17 protein-coding genes and 1 pseudogene are annotated in these 20,454 nt (G+C 35.3%); 6 read left to right on the top strand and 12 right to left on the bottom strand.

Annotated elements, in window-relative coordinates:
• Positions 1 to 39: 39 nt before the first annotated feature.
• The 3 genes from GKG01_RS05135 to GKG01_RS05125 all read right to left on the bottom strand — a co-directional run bounded on the left by GKG01_RS05135 (position 40) and on the right by GKG01_RS05125 (position 4,410).
• Positions 40 to 3,459, bottom strand: coding sequence for a pyruvate carboxylase (locus tag GKG01_RS05135; RefSeq protein ID WP_154271707.1), 3,420 nt, complete (start codon positions 3,457 to 3,459; stop codon positions 40 to 42).
• An 11-nt stretch (positions 3,460 to 3,470) separates the two neighbouring features.
• Positions 3,471 to 3,890 (bottom strand): cytidine/deoxycytidylate deaminase family protein, encoded by a 420-nt coding sequence (locus GKG01_RS05130; RefSeq protein WP_094206434.1) that lies wholly within the window; start codon positions 3,888 to 3,890, stop codon positions 3,471 to 3,473.
• Positions 3,891 to 4,032: 142 nt separating this feature from the next.
• Positions 4,033 to 4,410 carry a type II toxin-antitoxin system HicB family antitoxin gene (locus GKG01_RS05125; protein WP_154254720.1) on the bottom strand — a complete coding sequence of 126 codons (378 nt, stop codon included), beginning with the start codon at positions 4,408 to 4,410 and terminating at the stop codon, positions 4,033 to 4,035.
• A gap of 102 nt (positions 4,411 to 4,512) precedes the next feature.
• On the opposite strand from GKG01_RS05125, the gene GKG01_RS05120 reads away from it, so the two are divergent.
• From GKG01_RS05120 to GKG01_RS05110, 3 genes are all read left to right on the top strand, one after another.
• The gene (locus GKG01_RS05120; protein ID WP_154254722.1) at positions 4,513 to 4,770 is read left to right on the top strand and encodes a type II toxin-antitoxin system Phd/YefM family antitoxin; all 258 of its coding nucleotides are present in this window, start codon (positions 4,513 to 4,515) and stop codon (positions 4,768 to 4,770) included.
• A 114-nt stretch (positions 4,771 to 4,884) separates the two neighbouring features.
• Positions 4,885 to 5,103 (top strand): DUF6290 family protein, encoded by a 219-nt coding sequence (locus GKG01_RS05115; protein WP_002838701.1) that lies wholly within the window; start codon positions 4,885 to 4,887, stop codon positions 5,101 to 5,103.
• Positions 5,100 to 5,360 carry a type II toxin-antitoxin system RelE/ParE family toxin gene (locus GKG01_RS05110; protein ID WP_002838725.1) on the top strand — a complete coding sequence of 87 codons (261 nt, stop codon included), beginning with the start codon at positions 5,100 to 5,102 and terminating at the stop codon, positions 5,358 to 5,360. Before GKG01_RS05115 ends, GKG01_RS05110 begins: the two co-directional genes overlap by 4 nt.
• A 104-nt stretch (positions 5,361 to 5,464) precedes the next feature.
• On the opposite strand, the gene GKG01_RS05105 is transcribed toward GKG01_RS05110, so the two are convergent.
• From GKG01_RS05105 to ybaK, 3 genes are read right to left on the bottom strand one after another with little or no spacing between them, the layout of a single operon-like run.
• On the bottom strand, positions 5,465 to 6,775 hold the full coding sequence (locus GKG01_RS05105) for a glutathionylspermidine synthase family protein (RefSeq protein ID WP_154254723.1): 1,311 nt from the start codon (positions 6,773 to 6,775) through the stop codon (positions 5,465 to 5,467).
• Positions 6,768 to 8,072 carry a glutamate-cysteine ligase family protein gene (locus GKG01_RS05100; RefSeq protein ID WP_154271706.1) on the bottom strand — a complete coding sequence of 435 codons (1,305 nt, stop codon included), beginning with the start codon at positions 8,070 to 8,072 and terminating at the stop codon, positions 6,768 to 6,770. Before GKG01_RS05100 ends, GKG01_RS05105 begins: the two co-directional genes overlap by 8 nt.
• Positions 8,073 to 8,074: 2 nt before the next feature.
• Entirely contained in the window at positions 8,075 to 8,545 is a 471-nt protein-coding gene (gene ybaK, locus GKG01_RS05095; RefSeq protein ID WP_154271705.1) for a Cys-tRNA(Pro) deacylase, read from the bottom strand.
• A gap of 125 nt (positions 8,546 to 8,670) precedes the next feature.
• Here ybaK and GKG01_RS05090 point away from each other — a divergent pair, with 125 nt between their 5' ends.
• Together GKG01_RS05090 and GKG01_RS05085 are read left to right on the top strand one after the other, a co-directional pair.
• Positions 8,671 to 9,429, top strand: coding sequence for an MBL fold metallo-hydrolase (locus tag GKG01_RS05090; RefSeq protein ID WP_094204480.1), 759 nt, complete (start codon positions 8,671 to 8,673; stop codon positions 9,427 to 9,429).
• Positions 9,430 to 9,598: 169 nt separating this feature from the next.
• The gene (locus GKG01_RS05085) at positions 9,599 to 12,286 is read left to right on the top strand and encodes a calcium-translocating P-type ATPase, SERCA-type (RefSeq protein ID WP_154271783.1); all 2,688 of its coding nucleotides are present in this window, start codon (positions 9,599 to 9,601) and stop codon (positions 12,284 to 12,286) included.
• Positions 12,287 to 12,527: 241 nt separating this feature from the next.
• On the opposite strand, the gene GKG01_RS05080 is transcribed toward GKG01_RS05085, so the two are convergent.
• From GKG01_RS05080 to GKG01_RS05060, 5 genes are read right to left on the bottom strand one after another with little or no spacing between them, the layout of a single operon-like run.
• Positions 12,528 to 13,484 carry an ABC transporter ATP-binding protein gene (locus GKG01_RS05080; RefSeq protein WP_154271704.1) on the bottom strand — a complete coding sequence of 319 codons (957 nt, stop codon included), beginning with the start codon at positions 13,482 to 13,484 and terminating at the stop codon, positions 12,528 to 12,530.
• Between the two features lies 1 nt (position 13,485).
• Positions 13,486 to 14,445: an ABC transporter ATP-binding protein gene (locus GKG01_RS05075; RefSeq protein ID WP_154271703.1), complete on the bottom strand. Its 960-nt coding sequence runs from the start codon at positions 14,443 to 14,445 to the stop codon at positions 13,486 to 13,488.
• Positions 14,442 to 15,257 (bottom strand): ABC transporter permease, encoded by an 816-nt coding sequence (locus tag GKG01_RS05070; protein ID WP_094209120.1) that lies wholly within the window; start codon positions 15,255 to 15,257, stop codon positions 14,442 to 14,444. The genes GKG01_RS05075 and GKG01_RS05070 overlap by 4 nt, the downstream gene beginning before the upstream one ends.
• Entirely contained in the window at positions 15,257 to 16,207 is a 951-nt protein-coding gene (locus GKG01_RS05065) for an ABC transporter permease (protein WP_094209119.1), read from the bottom strand. The genes GKG01_RS05070 and GKG01_RS05065 overlap by 1 nt, the downstream gene beginning before the upstream one ends.
• 54 nt (positions 16,208 to 16,261) lie before the next feature.
• Positions 16,262 to 17,866 carry an ABC transporter substrate-binding protein gene (locus tag GKG01_RS05060; RefSeq protein WP_094209118.1) on the bottom strand — a complete coding sequence of 535 codons (1,605 nt, stop codon included), beginning with the start codon at positions 17,864 to 17,866 and terminating at the stop codon, positions 16,262 to 16,264.
• Positions 17,867 to 18,401: 535 nt separating this feature from the next.
• Here GKG01_RS05060 and GKG01_RS09020 point away from each other — a divergent pair.
• Positions 18,402 to 18,545 (top strand): annotated as a pseudogene (locus GKG01_RS09020) (IS481 family transposase); the annotation flags it as partial.
• A gap of 164 nt (positions 18,546 to 18,709) precedes the next feature.
• On the opposite strand, the gene GKG01_RS05055 reads toward GKG01_RS09020, so the two are convergent.
• On the bottom strand, positions 18,710 to 19,873 hold the full coding sequence (locus tag GKG01_RS05055) for a DUF819 family protein (RefSeq protein ID WP_094209116.1): 1,164 nt from the start codon (positions 19,871 to 19,873) through the stop codon (positions 18,710 to 18,712).
• Between the last annotated feature and the right edge of the window lie 581 nt (positions 19,874 to 20,454).

The following is a 20,454-nucleotide window of genomic DNA, read 5'->3' as shown; positions in this document are numbered from 1 at the left end:
TAAAAACGGATTGTAGATTTGACTCTACAATCCATTTTTTTATTCCAAAACTATTAAAAGTTGGTCTGTGTCTATGGTGTCATTTTCTTTGATTAGGATTGATTTTACAATTCCTTCTGATTTGGATAGTATGTTGGTTTCCATTTTCATGGCTTCCACTACTACTAATGGGTCGTTTACTGATACTTTGTCGTTTTCTTTGACTAGAACTTTTACGACTCTTCCTGGAATTGATGCTCCGATTTCTTTGTCGTTGTTAGGATCTGCTACTGATAGGTTGTCTTCTTCACGTTCAGTGATTTTTGCAGATTCATCGAACACTCTGACTTCACGTCTGTTTCCGTTGACTTCATAAGTGAAGTTTCTGTAGCCGTCTTTTTCCAATCTTCCTTTTTCGATAAGTTTGATGATGAGGATTTTGCCTTCTTCTATTGGGACTTCGACTGTTTCCTTCTCATTTATTCCTTCGAAGAATGTCGGAGTGTCCATGTAAGTGAAGTTGCCTTTTGTTTTTCTGTAGTCGATGTATTCTTCGAATACTTTTGGATAAAGTGCATGTGATACGATGTCTTTTTCGTCGAATTCCATTTTGTATTTGTCTTGTAAATCTTTTTTGTCCTTTTCAAAATCAAATGGGTCGATGTAAAGTCCAGCTCTTTTTGTGATTGGCTTTTCATCTTTTAATACGATTTTTTGTAATTTTTCGTTGAATCCACCTTCAGGTTGTCCCATCATTCCTTTGAAAAATGATATTACTGAGTCTGGGTAGTCTAGGTTTTTGCCTTTTTCGTAGATGTTTTCTGGAGTGAGTCCGTTTGCCACCATGAATATTGCCATGTCTCCGACCATTTTGGATGATGGTGTAACTTTGATGATGTCACCAAGCATGTCGTTGACTTTTTTGTACATTAATTTTACTTCGTCGAATTTTTCTCCAAGTCCGAACGATTCTACTTGTGGTTTGAGGTTGGAATATTGTCCTCCAGGAATTTCGTAGCGATAAATTTCTGTTGTACCACTTTTCAAATCGCTCTCGAATTGTGAGTAGTAGGAGCGAACGTCCTTGTAGTAGTTGCTGATTTTGTCACAATTTGAAAGGCTGATTCCCGTTTGACGTGGAGTGTTTTCAAGTGCTGCGACTACTGAGTTGAGTGCAGGTTGGCTTGTGAGTGAACTCATTGAGTTGAAGCAAGTGTCCACTATGTCAATTCCCGATTCACAAGCGTTGATTATCGTAGCGACTCCGTTTCCTGTCGTGTCGTGTGTGTGCAAATGAATTGGAACAGAAATTTCGTTTTTCAATGCTGAGATTAGTTTCGTTGCGGCGTATGGTTTTAACAATGCGCTCATGTCTTTGATTGCGATTATATTTGCGCCGATGGATTCTAGTTCCTTGGCTTTTTTCACGTAATAATCTAGTGAGTATTTGTCTCTTGTTTCGTCCAAAATGTCGCCTGTGTAGCAAAGTGTTGCTTCCAAGATTTTTCCTTCGTCAAGTACACTGTCACACGCAAGTCTCATTCCGTCGATGTAGTTGAGTGAATCGAACACTCTGAACACGTCGATTCCGTTTTCTGCGGCTTTTTGTACAAATTTTACCACGACATTATCTGGATAATTTTTGTATCCTACGGTGTTGTTTCCACGAAGTAACATTTGGAATAAGATGTTTGGAATTCTTTTGCGAAGTTCCTGTAGTCTAATCCAAGGATCTTCCTTTAAAAATCTGTAGCTTACGTCAAATGTTGCGCCGCCCCACATTTCCAAACTGAACAAGTCCTTCATCAATTCATTGGTAGCTTCTGCGATAGGAAGCATATCTCTTGTTCTCATTCGTGTCGCCATCAATGATTGGTGCGCATCTCTTAGGGTTGTGTCTGTGATTAGAAGTTTATCTTGGTTCAAAATCCAATCGCTAAGTCCCTTGGCACCTTTTTCTTCGAAAATATCTTTGGTTCCTGTAGAATTTGTCTTGGTAAATTCTGGAATTTGTGGAATGTTGTAATCTTTTTTGTCGTTATTAATGGAGCGTTCACTGATGAAATTCAACACCTTTAATTCTTTATCTGTAGATGGTTTGATGTCGAAAAGTTCAGGGTTTTTGGAAATAAATCCCGTGTCACAAGTTCCCTTGTGGAATTCTTCAGTGTTTAGAACATTGATGATAAAGCCGATATTTGTCTTCACACCGCTGATTTTCGTTTCTCTCAAAGCACGGATTGCTTTGTTGATTGTGTCGTTGAATGTTCTGGAGAAGGCAGTGATTTTAACCAAAAGCGAATCGTAATATGGCGTGATTACTGAGCCTGTGAATCCATTTCCACCGTCAAGTCTCACTCCAAATCCGGAACTTGTACGATACAAATCAATCTTACCAGTATCAGGCATGAAATTATTCGCAGGATCTTCTGTCGTGATACGGCATTGAATTGCGTAACCGTTGCAGTGAACATCTTCTTGTGAATAAATTCCAATTTCATCTGAATCAAAACTTTTGCCGTCTGCTATCAGAATTTGAGTTTGAACGATATCAATTCCAGTGATAAGTTCACTAACTGTGTGTTCTACTTGAACTCTTGGGTTTACTTCGATGAAATAGTGGTTTTCATCTTCGTCCACCAAAAACTCCACAGTACCGGCATTTGTGTAGCCAACTTCCTTGCAGATTTTGATGGCATCGTTGTGAAGTTCGTCCTTCGTTTTGTCTGAAATCGAAAATGCAGGAGCAAATTCCACAACTTTTTGGTGACGTCTTTGGATGGAACAATCCCTCTCGTATAAGTGAAGGATATTTCCGTGGTTGTCGGCTATGATTTGCACCTCAATGTGTTTTGGATTGCGGATGTATTTTTCGATAAACATATCGTCCGAGCCGAAAGCTTTCTTGGATTCGTTTTGTGCGCTGACGAAAGAACTCATCAAATCGGATTCTTTTTCGACAATTCTCATTCCACGGCCGCCACCACCAGCACAAGCTTTTACCATAACTGGATAGCCGATTTGGTTTGCGATTTCCAATGCTTCATTTTTATTTCTGATAGGAGTCTCCACACCCTCGATAGTTTGTACGCCAGCTTTTTTGGCAACTAACTTCGATTGGACCTTGTCACCCAAACTATGTAGAACTGATTCGTCAGGACCCACGAAAATTATTCCGTTTTCCTTGCAACGTCTCGCAAATTCTGCATTTTCACTCAAAAATCCATAACCAGGATGAATGGCATCGCAGTGTTTGGATTTTGCAATCGCAATGATTTTTTCGATATCTAAATAACTCGACAAAGGAGATGCCGCATCTTTTATCAAATACGATTCGTCAGCCTTCGTTCTGAAAAGGGAAGTCTTGTCCTCTTCGCTATAAATCGCAACGCTTCTTATTCCAAGCTCACTACAAGCTCTAAAAATTCTTATAGCAATCTCGCCACGGTTTGCCACTAGAAGTTTTTTTATTTTATCCATATTACACCTCTTTAAATTTGGATATATTCAATATTATTTCGGTCTAACAATTCAATCGCATACTCATCCACACGATAAGCCTCGTGATAATAAATCTTGCTAATTCCAGCTTGAATTAAAGATTTCGTGCAATTCAAACAAGGAAAATGAGTCACATAACAAATACAACCCTTCACAGCAATTCCTTCTTTCGCACAATACAACAAAGCATTCATCTCCGCGTGAATCGTAGCAATACAATGTCCGTCACGCAAAGTGTGACCAACCTCGTCGCAGTGAGGATTGCCACTAATAGCACCATTGTATCCAGTCGATACAATCCTGTTGTCAGAATTCACCAACACACATCCAACAAACGCCCTGTCACAAGTGCTACGTGTCGCAACATTCAATGCCAAATCCATAAAATATTCATTCCAAGATTTTCTCATATTGACCTCTCATCATCATTAAAAAATTTCTTTACCTTTAATATTATCATAAAAGCAAAAAAAGAAAAACTGAAAAGCGACAAAACTACACACCAAAAAAAGCCACACAATGTGGCTTAGGGAAATAAAAATATTTACAAAATTATGCGTTGATTTTCTTTTCAAGGGCTGTGGTCAAAACTTCAGAATAATTGATATTTTGACGATCACAAAGTCTAACCAACCATTCAGGGACTGTAACATTTTTTCTGATGGTTTTGTTGTTTTTGATAAATGGTGTGGGATCAACTTGAATCATAGACGTAAATCCATCTTCGACTTTTATTTTTGTAATATCACTTGGTTTAGGAAGTGGAATATCTTCATCAATGAAAGTAGCCAACACACTTTCTAACATTTGATGAGCGTTTACCATTGCTTCTTCAATATTATCTCCTTCAGTTCCACCGCCAAACTCTGGAAATTCCACCCAATAAAAGTCTTCTTCTTTATGAAAAATAGCAGGATATGATTTTAACATCGTCTAACCTCCTTATGATTAATAATACGCATAATACGCATAAAAGTCCAGCATTGTATTAGAATAATATAGGATATAATAAAAATAGAAGGAGTTGAGGTAATGAAAAGTACAACTGCAGAAAATTTCAGTGATAATTTATCTGAAATGATTGATGAATTAATAAAATCAAATGAGCAGCTAAAAGTTACAACAGAAACTGGAAATGTTGTCGTGCTTAGTGAGTCAGATTACAAAGGGATAATGGAAACTTTAAGAATATATTCAAATTCACAAGAAAAAGAAAAAATAATAGAAGGATTACATACAACAATAGATGATTGTGTACTTGAGGATGAAATTAATCGGAATAATTTATAATCTTTCACCAAAAAGCCACAACAAAATGATGGGGTCGTAAGTTTTAGGCTTGACTAAGTAAAGAATTTATAATACAATTATGTTACGATGTAACACAATAAAAGGAGTGATTTTATGGCTACTATAACGATTAGATTGAGCGAATCGGATAAGGAACTTTTCACAAATGTTTCAAAAGAAAAAAACAAAACTTTATCCGACTGGGCAAGAGAATCATTATTGGAAAAAATCGAACAAGAGTATGATGAAAAAATAATTAATGAGTATCTGTTAAACAAAGACCAAATGAAATTTTACAGTAATGATGAGGTAAAAAAAGAGTTGGGTATATGAGGGTTATTTATTCAGAAAAATCACTAAAATCCTTGAAAAAACTCGATAAGCCTATTCAAAAAATGATTATTCATTATATGGAGAAAGTAGGTCAATTAGAAGAGCCACGTGCAAGAGGTAAGGCGTTGTCAGCCAATTTGAGAGGATTTTGGCGATACAGAGTGTCAAACTACAGAATTATTTGCGAGATTGATGACGATAAATTAATAATCTGCGTTGTAGAAGTCGATCATAGGAAAAATATATATAAATGTTGAAAAAAGTTATTTGTAGTACGAGCTTTAATTCTACAAATAACTTTTTTATTTGCAAAATTAAAGAATCATTTCCACACAAAAAAAGCCACACAATGTGGCTTTTATTACTCATTTATGAACAAGTTTGGTGCTGTATAATATTTTCTGGCACCACTTACGACGTTATCTTTTCCGATTCGTGTGTAAGGGGCTACGAAGTGTTTGTTGTAGATGAACAGTCCCACAACTTGTGAGAATTTGTTGAGTACAGGAGATTTTTCTTCGAATTCCAAGAATTCACACTTATTCATATCGTAATATTCTTGGAAGACGTAGCCTGTGCGGATAAATTCTGGAAGTTTTTCTTGCAATTCTTCTTCTCTCATTTCACTTCCTACGTATATTCCAAGTGATGCGTAACCGTCAATTGGTTTGAAGATGTATTTATCTTTGTTCATTATGATTTCGTAAGCATCACGTTCTTCGATTTTTTTCGTGAATGGAACGTGTTCGTCGATGAATTTCTTTTCTTCATTATTCAACAAAGCTTGTGTTTGTTCGTCTCTGAAGATTTCAAATATAAGCTTGGAGTGCATCAATTGTGACCTGAATGATCCTACCATGAAGAATGCGTTGTCCATGTACGCATCCAAGAATGGCTTGATTTGATCTTTTATTTTCAACAATTCTAATGTTACTATTCTTCTGTAAACCAAATCTATCACGTAATCTCCGTGGCACAATTTGCCGTCTTTGTATTCCAAATCTCTGATGTCGATGATTTCGCAGTTGAATCCATTTTCTTCGTAGACTCTTTTGAATTCGTCAAATTCGTTTGGAGTTCCCACTTCTAAATTATCCACGATAGCGACATTTGGTTTCTTATCGGATACGTATTTTTTGTACATATCAGCTGTTTCCCAAACCCATGGAGTGAACATATCGACATTTTCAACGTTGTGTTTCTCCATGAATTTTTGCATAGCTTTTGTTTGAAGGAGAAGTTGTCCTAGTGTGTTGTCTTCGTTCATCGCAGATGATCCGTCTGTGTTAAGTTCACAAAGCATGTAGTTTACTCCGTCGTAGAACACGTCGTAGCGACAGATTGGAACGGGAACATCGTAGCCTGGATCGTGAAGCACTAGTTCTTCGATTGCTGGATCCAATTGGAATATTTTACGATATTCGGGATTTTCCACAAATTCTTTGGTGATTTTGTCAGTCATGCTCATCAAAACATTTGAAATATATACAAAATCTGAGCGGTTCTTTTTGTTGTAGAAAAGTCCTTGGTAGGTCATAGGGATTGGTTCTCCGTGATAAATGGCCTTAGAAACTTTTGTTTTGGCGATAAAATCCACGAAATCCCTGTAATACATATCTTCGTCTTCTCGTACTATTTTATATAATTCTAATGAATATTCGTCATTAAACATCTAAATCCTCCAATTTTATTTCGCTTTCAATCACAGCTTCACGAAGTCCTTTTTCCTTGTAAGTTTTCTCGAACATGTCTCTTGGATTTATTCCGTTTTCTAACATTTCTTCTAGTGGAATGAGATATCCGATTTCATTTGCTGGAAGGCCGTTTTTTGCCATATCCACAAGCATTTTGCAAAACTCTAACATGTTAACATTCATAAATGTAGCATCCAGTCCTTTTTCACGCGCGTCTAGTTTTGCTTTCATGCAATTATCGTATGTCATATTTTTGAAAAGCTCTGATAATTTGTCCAAATTAGTATCGTCGTAGAACAATCCTTTGATTAGAGCGACTGCTGAGAAATTAAGTGGATATTTGATTTCATCCATCATTCTGATTTCAATGTATCGTTTCGCCCTTACATCTGGAAATACTATTGATAATGCGTGGAAAATCATATCAGTATCCCTAACGTCTTTGAATACTTCCTTAAAAGTTGTCCCTCCGACATAATAAGATTCGTGGTTTTCATCAATTGAGAAAATCAACGGTGTGTTCAAAATATTTTCGGCGTATTTTTTGTAGCTCAAATCATCATCGAAACTAAACTTATACATGCCGGATCTGTCAGTGTCTGTGTTTTCCCAGATAATTTCTCTCATGTTACGACTTTTTGCAGGATTTCCTTCGAAAATGTATGCGTTGTCGAATAATGTGTAGAATACTGGAGACAAACAGTTTGCAATTTTGTATTTCTTAACGAAATCTTCTTCGGATGAGTAGTCGATGCTGCATTGCAAAGAGCAAGTCCCCTTCATCATATTGTGAGCCATATCTCCTCTTTCGTTGAAATATTTGTACATAAAATCGTATCTTTTTTTAGGCAAGATTTTAATCTCGTCGATTTTAGTCACAGGATGATAGCCCAAAGTCACCATAGCTTGGTTTTTCTTATCGAAAACTTCAACAAGTTTTCTCATATTTTTGATGTAAATATCCTTCAATTCGTCGATGTTCCACTTTGATGACAAAGCAACTTCGAATTGGCTTCCAGGTTCTGTCGACACTGCCAAATCATCATTTTCAAGTCCAAGAATGTATTCTCCTTCCTTGTAAGCGACACATCCTCCTTCGTGAAGTTCTCTTAGAGTTTCTCCGACTCCGTTTTCACCAAAATACGACACAGTCTTCAAAGTATCTTTGTCGATTATGAAATGTTCCATCTCCATTCCGACAGTGAAATCTTCCTTTAATTTTTCTCCGTTTTTAATGTAGTTAATTACAGCTTCAAGCTGTTTTTCGTAATCCATTTTTACTCCTTTTTAATGTCTGCTACAGTAATATCACAAATTTTTATCAAATCTTCGGGAGCAATTTTGATTTGCGCACCAATTTTGCCTCCAGACACGTAAATATATTCTTTATTTTCACAACTTTCGTCGATAAAAGTCTTAAATTTTGTTTTCATACCGATAGGAGAGCAACCGCCTCTTATGTAGCCCGTAGTTTTCAACAAATCCTTTACGTGAATCATTTCAAGCTTTTTCACTCCGGCTATTTTCGCACACTTTTTTAGGTCAAGCTCGTCTTTTACAGCTACAACGAACACGAAATTTTCGTTCGTGTTGGAAACTGTGACAAGTGTTTTGAACACGTAAGCTTCGTCTTGGTTCAATTTCTGTGCGACGTTTTCGCCGCTCACATCGTCTCCTACAGAGTATTCTATATATTTATACCCAATTTTTTCTTTGTCGAGCATTCTCATTGCGTTAGTTTTTTTCATAAAAACATCCTTTCATTATTAATATTATACTACAAGTAAAAATTTTGTGGATTTATAAAATATTTGATGCGTTTACTTGCGTAAATTGTCTATTTATGGGTAAATATATACGAGGAGGAATTTTAATGGAACAAAGTTTAAACATTAGATATATATACCACAGTTCATTTTCTTTGGAGTTTGAAGACAAGATAATTATTTTCGATTATTTTCAAGGAACTTTGCCAAAAAATGTGAACGACAAGAAGGTGATTTTCGTGGTGACTCATTCACACGCGGATCACTACAACGAGAGTATTTTTGATTATGAAAATGCCAGTGATATTACATACATTGTCTCAGAGGATGTGTACGAAGAGGTTTTTGATTATGATACGAAGGACAATGTTGTGTTTTTGGGACAAGATAATATTGAGGATTTGAAGAAGCATTTCGACAAGAAGGTTATAAAACTTGAAGTTGGTGAATCGACTTCTGTGTACGGTGCAGATTTTACAGCGCTTGGTTCTACTGATATGGGAATTAGCGTGTATTTTGAAGCGAATCATTTGAAATTTTTCTTCGCTGGTGATTTGAACAATTGGGTGTGGGAAGAGGACACCGAAGAAGAAAAACAAAAGATGCAACAAGATTTCTCCAAGGAAATCGACAAGATTGGGCATGTTGACATTGGGTTTTTCCCAGTTGATCCTAGATTAAAGGAAAGATATGATTTGGGTGTGAATGAATTTGTCGACAAATGCAATCCAAAAGTTTTGTTCCCAATGCATTTTACAAAAGATCCAACAATCGTGGACACATTCATCGACACGCACGATTACGAGGGTTGCAAAGTTGTGAATATGAAAAAGGAACACGATACTTTTCAAGTTATAATAAAATAATTGATTTAATATAATATTTTTGGTAAAATTAATATACAAGAGGGAGTAGCTTAAAAATATTGTGTCGTCATTACGGTTAAAACCCGGCACAAAGCCACTTTGGTTAGCAAGACTTTTGCCAGAAATGGTGAAAGTTTTTTTTATTATGAAATTAACAGGAGGTAAGAGATTGGATTGGTACAAGGAATCTAATGAGAGTGTTATCAAAAGTTTGGACACGGACGAAAACAATGGTCTATCCGACAGTAAGGTAACGAGTTTGTTAGAAAAATACGGCAAGAACGTATTAAAAGAAAAGAAGAAAAAGTCCATGGCAGCCAAATTAAAGGATCAATTTTTGGATCCGATGATAATTATTTTGCTATTGGCATCTATTTTATCGATGGCTATTGGAGAAATTACAGATAGTATTATTATCATCGCTATCGTTATTGTGAATGCGGTGCTTTCGATTTATCAAGAAGGTAAGGCTGAACAAGCAATAGAAGCTTTGCAAAAAATGGCAAGTCCTAAAGCCAAGGTTATAAGAAACGGCAAGATTATGGAAGTGGATTCACAAAATTTGGTTCCAGGAGATATCGTTGAATTGGAAACGGGAGATATTATCCCTGCCGATTTGAAATTATTGGAATCTACTAACTTGAAAATCGACGAATCATCGTTGACTGGTGAATCTGTTGCTGTTGAAAAGAACGCTAAGGATGAGATTACGACAGATGCAGGAATTGGCGACAGAACAAACATGGCGTACAGTTCTTCTATCGTAAGTTACGGTAGAGCGAAGGGTGTCGTTGTAGAAACTGCACAAAACACAGAAATCGGTAAAATCGCAACGAGTTTATCACAGGTTGAAGACGAAGAAACTCCTCTTCAAAGAAAGCTTGCACAATTGTCTAAGCAATTGGGTATCGTAACTGTTGTTGTATGCGCGATTGTGTTTGCAGTTGGATATTTCGTGTATGATTTTGATGCATTGAATATGCTTATGACTGCGGTATCACTTGCCGTTGCAGCGATTCCAGAAGGACTTCCAGCTATAGTTACAATCGTGCTTAGTTTGGGAATGGGAAGAATGGCAGAAAAAAACGCCATCGTCAAGAAACTTTTGGCAGTTGAAACATTGGGAACAACTACTGTAATTTGCTCCGACAAAACTGGTACATTGACTCAAAACGAAATGACTGTGAAGAAAATTTACGTCGATGGAACTGATGTCGATGTCACAGGAACAGGCTACAAACCTGTTGGAGATTATTTGATTGAAGACCGTAAAATGCAAGAAGATGACATCAAATCTCTTAACACTTTACTTCACATAATGAGTCTTACTAATGATTCGAAATTAATCGAAGAAGACGGAACTTACAAAATCGTTGGGGATCCTACTGAAGGAGCACTTCACACAGCAGCAGGAAAACAAGACATCACAAAAGATGAATCCAATCAAAACTATCCTAGAATAGAAGAAATTCCATTCGATTCAGAAAGAAAAATGATGACTACATTCCACGACAAATTCTTATCTGACAAAGTTGTATCCTTCACAAAAGGTGCACCAGATATAGTTATCGAAAAATGTAGCAAAATTTTAATCGACAACGAAATCAAACCACTAACAGAAGAATTAAAACAAAAATTATTGGCGAAAAACAGCGAATACGCTAAGCAAGCACTTCGTGTACTAGCTTATGCACTTCGTGAACACGAAGAATTACCAAATGAAATTACATCTGAAAACATCGAAAAAGACATGGTATTTGTAGGATTATCTGGAATGATAGATCCACCAAGACTAGAAGTAAAAGATGCAATCAAAGAATGTAAAACAGCGGGAATCACACCAGTTATGATTACTGGAGACTACTTGGAAACAGCAGTTGCAATCGCAAAAGATTTGGGAATTTGTACGGACGATTCACAAGCAATCATGGGAGCTGAACTTAACAATATGTCAGACGAACAAATCCGTGAAATCGTCAAAGAAAAGAGAGTTTATGCGAGAGTTTCTCCACAAAACAAAGTACAAATCGTTAAAGCATTAAAAGAAAACGGACACATCGCAGCCATGACAGGTGACGGAGTCAACGATGCACCTGCAATCAAAAAAGCAGACATCGGAATTGCGATGGGAATCACTGGAACAGACGTTGCCAAGAACACATCAGAAGTTATCCTTACAGACGACAACTTTGCAACAATTGTCAACGCAGTAGAAGAAGGAAGAATAATTTACTCCAACATCAAAAAATTCGTATCATTCCTACTAAGCTGTAACATCGCAGAAATTCTTATCGTATTCTTGGCGATAATGTTCAAATGGGACACACCATTTATCCCAATTCAATTATTATGGTTAAACTTAGTGACAGACTCATTCCCAGCAATGGCGCTTGGAGTTGAAAAAGGAGAAGCTGACATTATGAACAGAGCTCCTCGTTCACCAAAAGAACCAATCATCGACAAGAACATGAGACTAAGTATCATCGTTCAATCATTGGCAATCACAGTTGCAACATTATTTGCATATAACTATGGATTGAACCACTTCGATGGTCATATTGAATCTGCAAGAACAGTTGCATTTGCAACATTGATTCTATCAGAATTACTAAGAAGTTATTCAGTAAGAAGTGAACACAAATCAGTATTCCAAATAGGATTTTTCTCAAACAAAGCATTAGTAATGGGAACATCACTTTCATTATTATTGATGCTAGCAGTAATCTACATTCCTGGAGTAAATGATGTATTCGAAACAATACCACTTCACCTTGAACACTACAAAGTAATCTTGCCATGCGCATTATTGCCATTCGCAGCAGGAGAAATATTAAAAGCAGTAAAAAGCAAAAAATAATAGACAACAATAAAGGCGTATCGTGGGATCTGAACCCCAAAATCCGGAATACGGATGGAGGGGTTTTTGTATGCCAAAACACACAAAAGAATTTAAAACAAAATTAAACGGAATGTCCCCTGTTATGTACAGATTACATTCCGCTTAAGATATTATTAAATTATTCCGTGTTTACGGGTTAAGGTCATCATGTAAATTATTTTACATATTCTAATTCTAGCATCTCACTTTTAACTTCTCACTATATATTATGGCATGCCACTTTATGGCCGGGGCTTATTTCAACCAGTTTAGGACATTGTTTTGAACAGATTTCTGTTTTATATGGGCATCGTCCTTGGAATACACATCCTTCTGGAAGGTTTATTGGACTAGGAATTTCTCTATTGCCATGGCTTAATATTTTTTCTCCAGTAACTTCTGGTATTAAAACTGAATTTAAAAGTTCTTTTGTATATGGGTGAAGAGGATTTTCATATATATCTTTTCCGCTTCCTACTTCTACCATATTACCAAGATACAAAACTCCAATTCTATGGGAGATATGCTGTACCATTGCAAGGTCGTGGGCAATAAAAAGGTATGTTAGCCCTAGTTCTTTTTGTAAATCTTCTAGCAAGTTTACAATTTGCGCTTGAATTGAAACGTCCAGCGCCGATATTGGCTCATCGCATAGTATAAACTCCGGGTCGGTGGATATTGCTCTTGCTATTCCGATTCTCTGTCTTTGTCCACCACTAAATTGTCCCGGCTTTTTATACATAATCTCTTTTGATAGTCCTACTTTTTCTAAGAGTTTTATAACTTTATTTTTTGTTTCTTCGTTACTTAGTTGAAGTCTTGTCATTATTGGCTCTGCAATTATCTCATAAACTGTTAGGGTTGGATTAAGTGAAGAGTATGGGTCTTGAAAAATTGCCTGGATTTCATTTTGCATAATCTTTTTTGTACTTTTATCCTTTATGTTTTTGCCTTTATAATTTACATCGCCTTCGGTTATATCGTGAATACCTGTAATGCACTTACCTAATGTTGACTTACCTGATCCAGATTCTCCAACTAGGCCAAAGGTCTCTCCTTTGTATATTTCTAGGTCTATTCCGTCTAATGCCTTTAAATGTTTTTGTTCTTCAAACACCTTTTCTTTTTTTACAGGAAAGTACTTTTTTAAGTTTTTAATTTCAAAAATCTTTTCCATATTACACCTCAATCATATGACAGTAAACCCTATGGGTAGGGGATATCTCTTTTTTTGGTAACTCTTTATTTTTACATATATCTTGTCTTAAACTACATCTATCATAAAATGGACAGCCCTTTGGTTTTTCTGTTATTACAGGTGGGTTTCCTGGTATTGGAACCAGTCTTTCTTTTTCGCCAATTCTTGGAAGCGATGCTAAAAGTCCCTTCGTATATGGGTGAAGTCCTTTTGTAAATAGTTCTTTTGTTGTTGCCTCTTCCATAATTTTTCCGCCATATAACACCACAACTCTATCACATGTATTTGCTACAACGCCTAGATCATGGGTTATAAGTAAAGTTGACTGTTTAGAGTTTTCGTTTATATTGTTTAAAAGTGTTAGTACTTGTGCTTGAATTGTAACGTCTAAGGCGGTAGTAGGTTCGTCTGCAATAATAAGTTTTGGTTCTAGGCAAAGGCTCATAGCTATCATAACTCTTTGTTTTATTCCGCCTGAAAACTCATGGGGATATGATTTTATTCTATTTTTAGCGTCGGGAATGCCAACTAGGTCTAAATATTTTATGGAAATATCTCTTATTTCCTTTGCGCTTAAGTTTTTTCTATGTCTCTTTATAAGTCTATGCATTTGCTTTTCAATTGTGAAAAGTGGATTTACAGAGGTCATTGGATCTTGAAACACCATGGATATTTCGTCGCCTCTTATGCGCCTTAGAGTTTTTTCGTCAGCCTCGAGCATGTTTACACCATCATAAATTATTTCGCCGCTATATTTTGATTTGTCCTTCAATAAATTTAATATGGACTTTGCAGTTACAGATTTACCTGAACCCGACTCTCCAACAATTCCAAGGGTTTCATTTTCATATATATCAAAACTTACATTGTTAACAGCATATGTTGTGTATTCCTTTCCTGGAAATTCTACATTTAAGTTCTTTATTTCTACTAATTTCATTGTATCTCCTGTCTATAATAGTCTCCGATTACGTTAAAGCAAAGTACTGTTAAAAGGATTAAAAGCCCTGGGAACAGCGCCAAGTATGGTGAAGTTCCTAGATATTGTTGGGCATCTTTTAACATTGAACCCCATGAGGAGTTTGGTTGTCTTACCCCAAGTCCAAGGAAGGATAGGGAAGACTCTGTTAGTATTGCAGAAGCTACATTAACTGTAGCCGCAACTGTAAGAGTAGGAACTATGTTTCTAAGAATGTGTTTTGTCATTATCTTTTGGTGGCTAACTCCAATTAATTTTGAATATGTTACATAGTCTCTTTCTTTAACTGTTAAAGTTTCTGCACGAACTAGTCTTGCAATGCCCATCCAGCTAAATAGTCCTATGATAATAATAATATTTTGAATTCCTGGTTTAAGTGCAGCGTTTAAGATTAGTATTAAAAAGAATGATGGAATACTCATTAGTATGTCAACAATTCTCATAATTATCATATCTACTTTACCGCCGAAATATCCTGAAATGATTCCAACGAATGATCCTAATATGGTTGAAATAACAACCGATAGCACACCAACTGTAAGGGAGGCCCTTGCGCCATGTAATGCCCTAGCAAAGTAATCTCTACCTAAGTCGTCAGTTCCAAAAAGATTTTCGCTATTTGGTGGAACCAGTGCATTGGTTATTTCCGTATCAATGCCATTTTTAGGATACAAGTCAGCAAGGATTGCCGACAAAATAAAGATTAGTAACACTACTACGGAAAGTTTGACCCTAAGGGGACTCTGTTTTAATTTTTTAAAAAGATTTTTCATTAGTTCATCTCCTTTATTCTAGGGTCTACAATTCCGTAAAGGATATCTGAGATTAAGTTTCCAAGGATTAATAATACAGATGCAAACATAGTAGTTGCCATTATTAGAGGGTAGTCTGCTGTAAAGATGGCATTCATACCGAGTTGTCCAAGGCCTGGCCATCCAAAGATGCTTTCAGTTATAAAGGCACCTGAAACAAGTCTCGGTAAGCTCATTCCAACTAGCGTGATAAGTGGAAGGAGAGAGTTTTTAAGAATACTTTTAAAGAAAAGCTCTTTCTTTGAACTACCTTGGGCAATTTCTGTCATTACATAATCCTCTTTTAGTTGATCCATCACCCTTGCTCTTACATATCTACTAATTACAGCTGTATCACCAATGCTTAAAGTAAGTACTGGTAGGATAGAGTGCTTTATTAGGTCTGCTGTTGTTTCAACACCAAGAGTTCTCATTCCAATTGATGGAAGAAGCCCTAATTTTAATGAAAAAAGATGCACAAGCATCATTGCAAACCAGAATGAAGGTATGGATATTCCTATGTAGGAAAGCAGTGTAAAAATCTTATCTACTATACCTCCTTTGTTCATTCCTGAAATAATACCAATAATTGTACCGACTATAATTGAAATTAAAAACGCACTTCCCATAAGTCCTAAAGTTGCCGGTAGTCTTTCGGTAACCTGATCCAGCACAGGTCTGTGATTTGAAAATGAGTAGCCAAAGTCGCCTTTTAAAATATCTCCTGCCCATCTTTTATACTGAACAAAGTAACTGTCATTAAGGCCCATGTTCTCTCTGACTCTTTCTATGTCTTCCACTGTAGACTCAGGTGTTATCATTGCCCTAACTGGGTCAGATGGTGCGATTCTTACAAGCAAAAAGGAAACGATGGAAATAGTTATTATCATAGGTATCGTTTGTAAAAGTCGTCTAAGTATAAGTCTTGTCATAATATCTCCTAAAATAAATGAACAATCCCTAAAAAGGGACTGTTCATTAGTTAATTATTTTGATTCAATCTTGTTGAAGTAATCAAACATGTGAATAGGTGCAGGGTTTGCTGCATCTAAGTTTTTAAACTCTTTACGAACTGCAAGAATTGATTTTACATTTGCAACAGGATATTCTACTGCGTCATCAGCAAGTATTTGTTGGATTTCTTTATATATTTCTCCACGCTTAGCTTCGTCAGTTTCTGTCTTAGCTTGTTCGAATAGCTCATCTATTTTTGGGTTTTTGTAGTTACTGAAGTTTTCTGATGAATTACTCTTAAAGATTGACGAATATGAGTCAGGGTTGTCTCCCATTACATATCCGTTTATAGCCATGTCAAAGTCGTGGTTTGATGGGTCTAATAATTTTTCAATGAAAGTTGCTCTTTCCATTGGAAGAAGTTCTACATTTATTCCAACTTCCTTAAGCATTTCTTGAATTAATAGACTCTCTTTTTCTTGAGCAGGACTTCCTGAAGTGTACATTAACTTAAGTTCTAAGTTTTCCTTACCAGCTTCTTTTAAAAGTTTTTTTGCCTTTTCTACATTGTGATCATACTTTTCAACGTCATCACTAAAGAAACCTGTGTTTGTTGAGAATGCTGAATATGCAGGGTCTGCATAGTCTTCACTTAAATAAGTTCCTTGAATTAGTTTAGTTTTGTCAATTGCATATGAAATAGCTTGACGAACTTTTACGTCATTTAATTTTTCAGAGTTTACTCTGAAAAATAGGTTGTCAACCATTCCTTCAGAGAATGTAACAATTTCAAAGTTGTCATTCTTTTTATACTTAGCTACGTCTTTAGGTTTAATATATGAAACAGAAATTTCTCCATTTTCAAGTGCAACCATTGATGCGTTTGCATCAGGAATAACTTTGTAAGCTATACCATCAAGTTTAGCAACATCACCATGGTAGTCTTCAAATCTTTCAACTTGGTATAGTTCACCAGTCTTATGTTCTTTGAATTTAAATGGACCACTTCCTATTGGTTCTGCATTCTTTGGACTCTTAGCAATTTCTGCTTCTCCTTCGAATACATGTTTCGGAATAGGGGAGATACCAGCTATACCATTTAAGAAAGTCATATCTACTTTAGGTAATTTGTATTCAATTGTCTTGTCATCAACTTTTTTGTACTCAACAACACCAGCTTCTGACTTTAGAACATTTTGTCCCTTAGCATTTTGCTTATCATCTAATATGCTGTCATAGGTAAAGATAATATCATCTGCTGTTATGTCCTTACCATCATGCCACTTTATACCATTTTTTAACTTTAAAGTATAAGTTAAGTGGTCTTCAGATGGAGTCATTGATTCTGCTAAGCCGTCATAAACAACTTTCCCTGACTTAACATTGTATAACTTGTCATACAATACATTTGTAATAGTTAATGAAACTCTGTCGTTTGCAAATAGAGGGTTAACAGATGTAGGATCAGATCCAACACCTAGGATCATAAGTCCACCTTTTTTAGAAGAACCTTTTTCAGTTCCTTCAACAGCCGGTGCGTTAGGAGCATCGGTTCCTTTGTTGTCTGCAGGCTTTCCACATGCAGTTAATATGAATGCAAAAGCCATTAAAAATGCAAGTAATTTTAATTTTTTCATTTTTGCCTCCTGAAAGTATTTTTACATTATATAATTTAACATACTTGTTGCCATAGGGCAATACAATTTCTGAATTATATTATTTAATAAGAACTTAATGCTTTCTAAAAAATTTTTATCAAGTCTATAATCTAGGTGAAAATTTAATAATCTTATTCGCAAAACAACACAGATCAAGCATTTTGCGCGAATATCTAGACTACAAAAATTTGTGATTTCTAAATCTCAAAATCCTGAATTCGCAAGCTCGCTAACGCTCAAGCGGTGTGATTTCTGACGGATTTTTTCGATTTGAAATCAACGAAATTTTTTCCGTATGATATTCTTAGCAAAAAGGCTTGATCTGTTTACATAATTTCACAATATACAGCTCGATTGTTTGCTTTAACAGACACAGGGATGGTTGCAGTCCGCACTACTATGTAGCCTTGGGAGATAGAAAAAATTATGATTACATGGTATAGTAACGCTATATTATTGAAACATTTACGCAATGAGATGCATAATGAGATTTCCAGATGAAATTAAAAGAATTAGACACCCCTGCTCTCTCTTTAGATTTCTTAGAAAACTTGGCTTTTTTAAAGATATTAAACAACCTTCCAAACCCTATGTTCCCAAACCTTATCATACTCCTACTAAAATTGGTGTTAAAATGCGACTTGATGTTAAATATGTTTCTAATTCTATCATACAGGTTATATTTTTTATAATTTTTGGTCTCACATCATTTACAAATGTACATTAAAGTATTTATTTGTTTAAATAAATATTTGTATTAAAAAAGGAAGTGAATTTTACTTTATCACTTCCTAAATTTTTTAATATTACATAATCAATAACCTATAGACCACATATAAATTTAACTGTATAGGCTACAAATATTCCGACATAATTTCCTAAAGCACCTGCTATTATACCCATTATCAATCCTACATTTATAAGAGATTTCCAATTAGCTCCTCCCGCTGTAAGAGCAGATGTTGGTCCATCTACAATGCATCCTACCATTGATAAAATTACATATTCATATTTAATTTTTAATAATCTACATATTATCAAATGTACTAATATACAGAATATCAACATTAGTAATACATACAAAGTCATAATAAATGCTGAACCGATAAATTGTTTTAAATCAACTGCAAATCCGATTGTTGAAAGGAAAATTAAAGATAAAAACAATCCTAAATCTAAATTTCCTCTTAATTTTTTTACAGGTTTCAATTGAGAAATGATTATAGAAACAGTTGTAAGCATCAATAATCTTCCTGATTTCCAAAAATCTGCAGGAAATATTTTTTGAGCAATAATTGTAGTTATAAATGTTACAGCAAAACCTATAGTAAGTAACCAAGTTATATCTTTTATTGACCATTTTTTATCGGACATAAGTGTTTCTTGTTCACCATCTTCTAATTCTTCATCACTAAGTTGATATGGCCAAAATTTATTCCATCTTTTTGATGCTTTAAGAATCATAGGAGATGCAAATAAAAATACCATAAGTGGTGTTGAAACAACATAATCTGCTGCATTTGCCGCAGCAAGAGTTTCTCTTGAACAATCAAGCCCTGTAGCTATAGCTGTTAAGTTAGGAGTTCCTCCTGTATAAGTTCCTACAAACATACCTGCACATTTCCAACCTTCAGTTATTTTCGGTGCAAAACAAATCCCCAATACTATAGCAACTATACAGACAGAAAAGATAGCAGAAATCAAAGCCAATAGAGGCTCTTTAGTAAGCTTTTTTAGCTCTTTAAAATTCATACTAAGCATACAAACTGAAATTGCAACTGGTACTAAATAAGTAGAAATTTGTCCATATAAATCATGAGAAATAGGAACAACATGGGTATTTGATAAAATAATCCCCATTACTACAACTGTAAGAACAGGTCCTAAAGATTTAAAAACTTTATATTTTTGAACCCATAATGATAATGAAACCATCAATAATATGATGAAAAGTAAACCTTCGTTTCTTGTAATCAAAGCATTCAACGAATTTTCCTCCTTTAAAAATAATGTTGCATATCAATAGTACAATAAATGCATTTAAAATGTCAATATATTTTTTTATAATTTTTTGCGTTACATCATTTACAAATGTACATGCTCAAGAAGAATCAAGATCTATTTCAGAAAATATAACTTGGGGAAAAAGAAAAAGTTTTGTAGAAAGTAAAGTTTCAGTGCCATATAAATATCTTTTAGGTTTTAAAAGAGGAAAAAATGCTTAACTTAAGGTGAACAAAAAAACTAGAATAATGACCCGAACCTCAAAATCCTGAAATCGCAAGCTCGCTAACGCTCAAGCGGTGCGATTTCTGACGGATTTTTTCGATTTGAAATCAATTAAATTTCTTCCGTATGATATTCTTAGCAAAAAGGCTTGACTGTTTACATTATTTCATAATATACAGCTCGATTGTTTGCTTGAAGGTTTCGTGAGAATTACAGTTGCAAGACACGGGTTTAACTACACATCTCACACAAAATGGGCACAAAAACCTGCTAACAAAAGTCAAGCATAACCTGAAATTAATTTCAGGTTATTTGATTATTTGAGTAATTAAATTAGT

This window comes from Finegoldia sp. BIOML-A4 (assembly GCF_009679635.1).
GTDB classification, from domain to species: domain Bacteria; phylum Bacillota; class Clostridia; order Tissierellales; family Peptoniphilaceae; genus Finegoldia; species Finegoldia magna.
Note: the sequence above shows the minus strand (reverse complement) of the source record. Positions and strands in the feature narration are given on the sequence as shown.

What these genes read in the sequence shown, in the direction of transcription:
- GKG01_RS05135 (WP_154271707.1), bottom strand. Translation starts at nt 3,459, where the DNA reads ATGGATAAAATAAAAAAACTTCTAGTGGCAAACCGTGGCGAGATTGCT.
- GKG01_RS05130 (WP_094206434.1), bottom strand. Translation starts at nt 3,890, where the DNA reads ATGAGAAAATCTTGGAATGAATATTTTATGGATTTGGCATTGAATGTT.
- GKG01_RS05125 (WP_154254720.1), bottom strand. Translation starts at nt 4,410, where the DNA reads ATGTTAAAATCATATCCTGCTATTTTTCATAAAGAAGAAGACTTTTAT.
- GKG01_RS05120 (WP_154254722.1), top strand. Translation starts at nt 4,513, where the DNA reads ATGAAAAGTACAACTGCAGAAAATTTCAGTGATAATTTATCTGAAATG.
- GKG01_RS05115 (WP_002838701.1), top strand. Translation starts at nt 4,885, where the DNA reads ATGGCTACTATAACGATTAGATTGAGCGAATCGGATAAGGAACTTTTC.
- GKG01_RS05110 (WP_002838725.1), top strand. Translation starts at nt 5,100, where the DNA reads ATGAGGGTTATTTATTCAGAAAAATCACTAAAATCCTTGAAAAAACTC.
- GKG01_RS05105 (WP_154254723.1), bottom strand. Translation starts at nt 6,775, where the DNA reads ATGTTTAATGACGAATATTCATTAGAATTATATAAAATAGTACGAGAA.
- GKG01_RS05100 (WP_154271706.1), bottom strand. Translation starts at nt 8,072, where the DNA reads ATGGATTACGAAAAACAGCTTGAAGCTGTAATTAACTACATTAAAAAC.
- ybaK (WP_154271705.1), bottom strand. Translation starts at nt 8,545, where the DNA reads ATGAAAAAAACTAACGCAATGAGAATGCTCGACAAAGAAAAAATTGGG.
- GKG01_RS05090 (WP_094204480.1), top strand. Translation starts at nt 8,671, where the DNA reads ATGGAACAAAGTTTAAACATTAGATATATATACCACAGTTCATTTTCT.
- GKG01_RS05080 (WP_154271704.1), bottom strand. Translation starts at nt 13,484, where the DNA reads ATGGAAAAGATTTTTGAAATTAAAAACTTAAAAAAGTACTTTCCTGTA.
- GKG01_RS05075 (WP_154271703.1), bottom strand. Translation starts at nt 14,445, where the DNA reads ATGAAATTAGTAGAAATAAAGAACTTAAATGTAGAATTTCCAGGAAAG.
- GKG01_RS05070 (WP_094209120.1), bottom strand. Translation starts at nt 15,257, where the DNA reads ATGAAAAATCTTTTTAAAAAATTAAAACAGAGTCCCCTTAGGGTCAAA.
- GKG01_RS05065 (WP_094209119.1), bottom strand. Translation starts at nt 16,207, where the DNA reads ATGACAAGACTTATACTTAGACGACTTTTACAAACGATACCTATGATA.
- GKG01_RS05060 (WP_094209118.1), bottom strand. Translation starts at nt 17,866, where the DNA reads ATGAAAAAATTAAAATTACTTGCATTTTTAATGGCTTTTGCATTCATA.